The 6,042-nt window shown below is 73.7% G+C and carries 4 protein-coding genes and 1 pseudogene; 3 read left to right on the forward strand and 2 right to left on the reverse strand.

Annotated features, from left to right (window positions below; translation table 11 throughout):
* Window positions 1–75: 75 nt before the first annotated feature.
* Window positions 76–666: an MFS transporter gene (locus tag Q4D18_RS10750; protein ID WP_368389644.1), complete on the forward strand. Its 591-nt coding sequence runs from the start codon at window positions 76–78 to the stop codon at window positions 664–666.
* A 123-nt stretch (window positions 667–789) separates the two neighbouring features.
* Here the strand turns inward: Q4D18_RS10750 and Q4D18_RS10755 are convergent.
* Window positions 790–2,214 (reverse strand): annotated as a pseudogene (locus Q4D18_RS10755) (NAD(P)H-quinone dehydrogenase); the annotation flags it as partial.
* Window positions 2,215–2,325: 111 nt separating this feature from the next.
* Window positions 2,326–3,138 carry a hypothetical protein gene (locus Q4D18_RS10760; RefSeq protein WP_303128248.1) on the reverse strand — a complete coding sequence of 271 codons (813 nt, stop codon included), beginning with the start codon at window positions 3,136–3,138 and terminating at the stop codon, window positions 2,326–2,328.
* 183 nt (window positions 3,139–3,321) lie between these two features.
* Here Q4D18_RS10760 and Q4D18_RS10765 point away from each other — a divergent pair, with 183 nt between their 5' ends.
* The gene (locus Q4D18_RS10765) at window positions 3,322–4,158 is read left to right on the forward strand and encodes a purine-nucleoside phosphorylase (protein WP_303128255.1); all 837 of its coding nucleotides are present in this window, start codon (window positions 3,322–3,324) and stop codon (window positions 4,156–4,158) included.
* A 74-nt stretch (window positions 4,159–4,232) separates the two neighbouring features.
* Window positions 4,233–5,951 (forward strand): phospho-sugar mutase, encoded by a 1,719-nt coding sequence (locus tag Q4D18_RS10770; RefSeq protein ID WP_303128251.1) that lies wholly within the window; start codon window positions 4,233–4,235, stop codon window positions 5,949–5,951.
* Window positions 5,952–6,042: the final 91 nt, after the last annotated feature.

Here is a 6,042-nt window from a genome sequence, read left to right on the forward strand (position 1 = left end):
GTCTTCCGCCGCAACTGGTGGGAGCTGATCCTGGGCACCTTCGTCATGTACGCCACGTACGTGCTCTTCTACCTGATGACCACCTGGATCCTCTCCTACGCGATCGGCAAGCGGGAGTCCGGGTTCCTGGGCGTTCCCTACAGCGAGTTCCTGGTGCTGCAGCTGCTGGGCATCCTCTTCTTCGCCGCCTTCGTGCCGGTCTCCGGCTGGCTCGCGGACCGCTTCGGCCGCAAGCCCACCCTGCTCGTGGTGACCGGGCTGATGGTGGCGTTCGGCCTGAGCTTCGGTCTGTGGCTGTCCCCGGACTCGATGGGCCAGGGCGCGGAGCTGAACGTGCCGAGCATGATCGCGTTCCTCGCCGTGGGCATGGCGCTGATGGGCCTGACCTTCGGGCCGATGTCTGCCGTCCTGCCGGAGCTGTTCCCCACGAACACCCGGTACACGGGCTCGGGGATCGCGTACAACGTGTCCTCGATCATCGGCGCCGCCGTCACCCCGTTCATCGCGGCTTGGCTGGTGCAGCGCTTCGACGTGGCGTGGGTGGGGTACTACCTGGCCGCGGCCTCGCTCGTCACGCTCGCGGCCCTGGCCCTCACGCCGGAGACCCGCCACACGGACCTGCACACGGTCTCCTCCGCCCGGGAGCGCCGCGCCGCCGCCCGCTGAGCGCGGCACCCCCTCCCCGACAGCCCAGCGCCCCGGCGACATTACATCGGTACAGGACCGCGGGTATGTGGCCCGGGGGCGGGGGTTCCGTGCGGGGGCAAGGGGCCGAGTGCCGGGGGCGCAGACGCGCACGTGCAGGCGGCGCGCCGCCTCGGCGATGGACCCGGACATGGACGGGTACACCGTGAAGGTGTCCGCGAGGTCGTCCACGTGGAGCTTGTGGGTCACCGCGAGCGCGATCGCGTAGATGAGCTCGGAGGCGCGGGGGGCCACCACCACGCCGCCGATCACGGTCCCGGAGCCCTGGCGGGCGAAGATCTTGACGAAGCCCTCCTTGACGCCCTGCATCTTGGCGCGCGGGTTGGTGGCGAAGTCCAGGCGCAGCACGTCCGCCTGGTAGCGGCCCGAGTCCACCTGCTCCTGGGTGACGCCCACGGTGGCGATCTCCGGGGAGGTGAAGATGTTGGAGGCGAGCAGGTGCGGACGCAGCGGCTTGAGCGCGTCGCCGAGCAGGTGGGCGACGGCGATGCGCCCCTGCATCGCGGCCACGGAGGCCAGGGCGAGCTGGCCCGTGCAGTCACCGGCCGCGTAGATGCTGGGGACGGTGGTGCGGGAGACGCCATCGACCTTCACGTGGCCGGCCTCGGTCAGCTCGACGCCGACCTCCTCGAGGCCCAGGCCGGCGGTGTTGGGCACGCCGCCGACGGCCACGAGGGCGTGGGAGCCGTCGATGTACGGGCGGTCGGCGGCGCCGTCGCCGGACAGGTGCACGCGCACGCCGTCCGCGGTGCGCTCCACGGACTCGGCGCGGCAGCGGGCGGCCACGTCCAGGCCGTGCTCCTGGAAGACGTGCTCGAGCAGCTGGGCGGCGTCGGCGTCCTCGCCGGGCAGCACGCGGTCGCGCGAGGACACCAGGGTCACCTGCGCCCCCAGGCGGTTGTACGCGGAGGCGAACTCGGCGCCGGTGACGCCGGAGCCCACCACGATCAGGTGCTCCGGCAGCTCCTGGAGGGCGTAGACCTGCTTCCAGTTGAAGATGCGCTCGCCGTCCGGCCGGGCGGTGGGCAGCTCGCGGGGACTGGCGCCCACGGCCACGAGGATGGCGTCCGAGGTGACGGTCTCGGGATCGGCGCCCTCGGCGTCATCGTGGGAGCGCACGGCCACGGTGTGGGGACCGGTCACGGTGGCCTCGCCGAGGACCACGCGCACGCCGCGCTTCTCCAGGGCGCGGTGGATGTCCCGGGACTGCTGGCCGGCGAGCTCGAGGATGCGGCGGTCCACCTCGGCCATGGATGCCCGGGGCTCGGCGCCGCCGAGATCCACGCCGAGGTCGCGGGCGAGGTCCACACGGCGCATGGAGTCGGCCGTGGCGATCAGGGTCTTGGAGGGCACCACGTCCGTCAGGACGGCGGCACCGCCCAGGCCCTGGCGCTCGATCACGGTCACGGTGGCGCCGAGCTTGGCGGCCACCATGGCGGCCTCGTAGCCGCCGGGGCCGCCGCCGATGATGGTCAGGGACGGGAGGAAGGTGGTGTTCTCGTCGGTCACGCCCCCATTGTGTCCCGTTTCCGGGTGGGATGTCACAGGGAGCCGCCAGAACGGGACCGCCCCGTCCCGCGGCGGCGGGACGGGGCGGTGGGGAAGACGCTCAGCGAAGCGTCACCAGATGCCGTCGGTGCTGTTGGAGCCGCTGACCGAGGAGTAGTTCCCGATACGGCGGGAGTCCAGCATCTCCCCCGGAGCCAGGGCGATGGTGCCGGTCTTGGGGCCACGGGCGACCCAGCGGACCGAGCCGCCGTTGACCCACTCGACCAGCTTCTGGTCGTAGTAGGCGCGGCAGGCGGCGGTGTCCGGAGCGCCGGTCTCCTCGAACGTCGGAGCCGGCAGGCCGTAGGGACGGGGAGTGATGGTGAGGTAGTTCTCCCAGCGGCCGGGCCCGCGGACCGCTCCGTCGCCGAAGCCGAAGGCGATGTTGGCCTCTTCGCCCGGGGTGTGCGTGTCGTCGCCGGGGCCGCTCAGATCCCACACGACCGAGGTGCTCACGCTGCCGACGGGCTGGTTGGGCACGTTGTAGTTCGTGACGTTGCCGTCGGCGACGGAGAGGTCGTCCCACGATGAGTTGATTCGGGTGAACTTGCGTCCGTCATCATTGAGGACGTTGTTGTTGCGCACCTGGATGTCGAACACCAGCGGGTTCTCCGCCGTGTACTCGAGGGTGCAGTCAGACAGGTTCTTGACGTTGATGTACGCGTCCGTGGCGGTGCTGTTCAGGGCACCCAGCGGCTGGTACAGGTTGAGCTCCAGGGTCACAGGCTCCCCGTTGCACAGACGGGAGGCGAAGGCGAGGTCGATGGGGGTGGGGTCGCAGACGGGCGAGGCACTGGCGGCGGGGGCGCTGACGGCGAGGGCCACAGCGGGCGCGGCCCAGGCGACGCCCTGGGTGACGGTACGGCGGGAGATGTTCTGAGACACGGGGGGTCCTTCACGATGAGATGGCACAGACGGCGGGGGAGGTGATGCGCGGTCATCACTCAACGCCATCATCCTCGGTGTCCACTACAACAGTCAAGCACTTCCGCGCCGCTTCGCGTGCATCCTCCGCCGCTAGATCCACCCCGCATCTACACTGGCGGCGTGAACGAGCAGAGCATCCCCGTGACCGCGTCCCACGCCGACTCCTCCCCCCTGCGCGGGGACCATCCCGGCTTCGCGGAGGCCCGCGCCGCCGCCGCCGTGATCGCCGAGGCCACGGGCGCGGCGGAGCATCGGATCGCCGTCGTCCTGGGCTCCGGCTGGGGCGAGGCGGCGGAGCTGATCGGCACCGAGCGGGCCCGCGTGGACCTGGCGGACGTGCCGGGCTTCCACGCCCCGAAGGTCCCGGGGCACAACGCGGTGATCCGCTCCGTGGAGCTGCCGGACGGCACGCGGGCCCTGGTCTTCGGCTCCCGCACCCACTTCTACGAGTCCCGGGACGCCCAGGCCGTGGCGCACACGGTCCGCACCGCCGCCGCGGCGGGCGCACGCACCGTGGTCCTGACCAACGGCTGCGGCGGGCTCGACCCGGAGATCGCCCCCGGCACCCCTGTGCTGATCGCGGACCACATCAACCTCACCGGGGCCACCCCGCTGGCCGGCGCCACGTTCGTGGACCTCACCGACCTGTACTCCCCGCGCATCCGCGCGATCGCCCGCGAGGTGGACCCCTCCCTCACCGAGGGCGTGTACGTGCAGTTCGCCGGCCCGCAGTACGAGACGCCCGCCGAGGTGCGCATGGCGAAGGTGCTCGGCGGGGATCTGGTGGGCATGTCCACCGCCCTGGACGCGATCGCCGCCCGCCACGCCGGCCTCGAGGTCTTCGGCATGTCCCTGGTGACCAACCACGGCGCCGGCATCCAGGAGACCCCGCTGTCCCACCAGGAGGTCGTGGAGGCCGGGCAGGCCGCCGGACCCCGCATCTCCCGCCTCCTCGCGGACGTCATCGCCCGCCTCTGACCACGGCTGACGACGCCGACGGGCACCCCGCCCGACAGCCCCCTCCCGCCCTCACCCTCCCCAGGAGCAGCCCCATGAGCCCGACCCCCGCCCTCGACCCGCAGGTGCTGGACCTCGCGCGGCGGTGGTCCCACGAGGACCCGGACCCCGCCCACCGCGCCGTGCTGGCCGCAGAGCTGGCCGCCGCCGAGGGCGAGGGCCCGGAGGCGGAGGCCGCCCGCGCGTCGCTGGCGTCCCGGTTCTGCGGACCGCTGGCGTTCGGCACGGCCGGACTGCGCGCGGAGGAGGGGCCCGGCGAGTCCCGGATGAACCGGCTGGTGGTGCGCCGCACCGCCGCCGGCCTGGGCCGCCACCTCTGGGCGGAGCTCGGTGCGGACGCCGCCGCCCCGCTCGTGGCCGTGGGCTACGACGCCCGCCGCGGGTCGGCGGACTTCGCGCGGGACACCGCGGCGGTGCTCACCGCCGCCGGCGCGCAGGTGGTGCTGCTGCCCCGGCCGCTGCCCACCCCCGTACTGGCCTTCGCCGTGCGGCATCTGAACGCGGACGCCGGCGTCATGGTGACCGCGTCCCACAACCCGCCCGCGGACAACGGCTACAAGGTCTACCTCGGCGGCCGGATGACGGACGAGGCCGGCCGTGGCGCGCAGATCGTCTCCCCCGCGGACGCGCAGATCGCCGCGCAGATCCGCCACACGGACTGGCCCGCGGACATCCCGATGGCCGAGGACGGCTGGGAGGTCGCCGGGGAGGAGCTCGTGGACGCCTACCGCGAGGCGGCGCTGTCCGTGCTCGACGACGAGGCGCACCCGGCCCGGGACCTGCGGATCGTCTACACCCCGCTGCACGGCGTGGGCGGCGCCGTCCTGCCTGGGCTGCTCGCCGAGGCCGGCTTCACGGACGTGCACGTGGTCCCCGAGCAGGCGGAGCCGGACCCGGCGTTCCCCACGGTGGCCTTCCCCAACCCGGAGGAGCCGGGAGCGATCGACCTGGCCCTGGCTCTCGCCGGGGACGTGCGGGCGGACCTGGTGATCGCCAACGACCCCGACGCCGACCGCCTCGCCCTGGCCGTGCCCGTCCCCTCCCCCGACGACGACGCCGCCCCCGCCTGGCGCATGCTCTCCGGGGACGCGGTGGGCACGCTGCTGGGCGCGCACCTGCTGCCGCGGCTGGCCTCGCAGGGCCGCTCCGCGGCCAACTCCGTGGTCTCCGCCCCGCAGCTGGCGGCGCTGGCGGAGGCGGCCGGCGTCGAGCACCACGTCACGCTCACCGGCTTCAAGTGGATCTCCCGCGCCCCGCGGCTGGGCTTCGGCTACGAGGAGGCCCTGGGCTACTGCGTGGCCCCGGACCTCGTGCGGGACAAGGACGGGATGACGGCGGCGCTGGCCGCGGCCGAGCTCGCCGCGCGCCTGGCCGCGCAGGGCCGCACGTTGCTGGACGCCCTCGCGGACGCGGACGCGGTCACCGGCTCGATGCCCAGCGCCCAGGTGGCGGTGCGCGTGGAGGACCTGTCGATCATCGCGGACACCATGGCCGCCCTGCGCGCCACGGGCCCGGCCACCCTGGCCGGGGAGCCGGTGACCGTGCGTCGGGACCTGGCCGCCGGGTCCGCCGCGCTGCCGGCCACGGACGCCCTGCTGTTCGCCACGGACTCCGGCACGCGCGTGCTGGTCCGCCCCTCCGGCACGGAGCCCAAGCTCAAGTGCTACCTCGGCACGCGGGACCCGGACCCGGCCGTGGCGGCCGAGCGCCTGGCGCGCCTGGAGGCGGAGGTCGCCGCGCTCGTCGCCTGCTGAGCCCCGCCCCGCGCGGGCCGGGCACAGGCCGGGCGCGGGCCACTAGGCTGGTCCGCATGACCGAGACCCCCTCCCTCTCCCGCGCCGAGCT

It is taken from the genome of Micrococcus sp. (assembly GCF_030523875.1).
Taxonomy (GTDB): domain Bacteria; phylum Actinomycetota; class Actinomycetes; order Actinomycetales; family Micrococcaceae; genus Micrococcus.

Bases quoted from the DNA above. Each gene is read 5' to 3' on its own strand.
- Q4D18_RS10750 (WP_368389644.1), top strand. From the start codon at position 76: ATGACCACCTGGATCCTCTCCTACGCGATCGGCAAGCGGGAGTCCGGG.
- Q4D18_RS10770 (WP_303128251.1), top strand. From the start codon at position 4,233: ATGAGCCCGACCCCCGCCCTCGACCCGCAGGTGCTGGACCTCGCGCGG.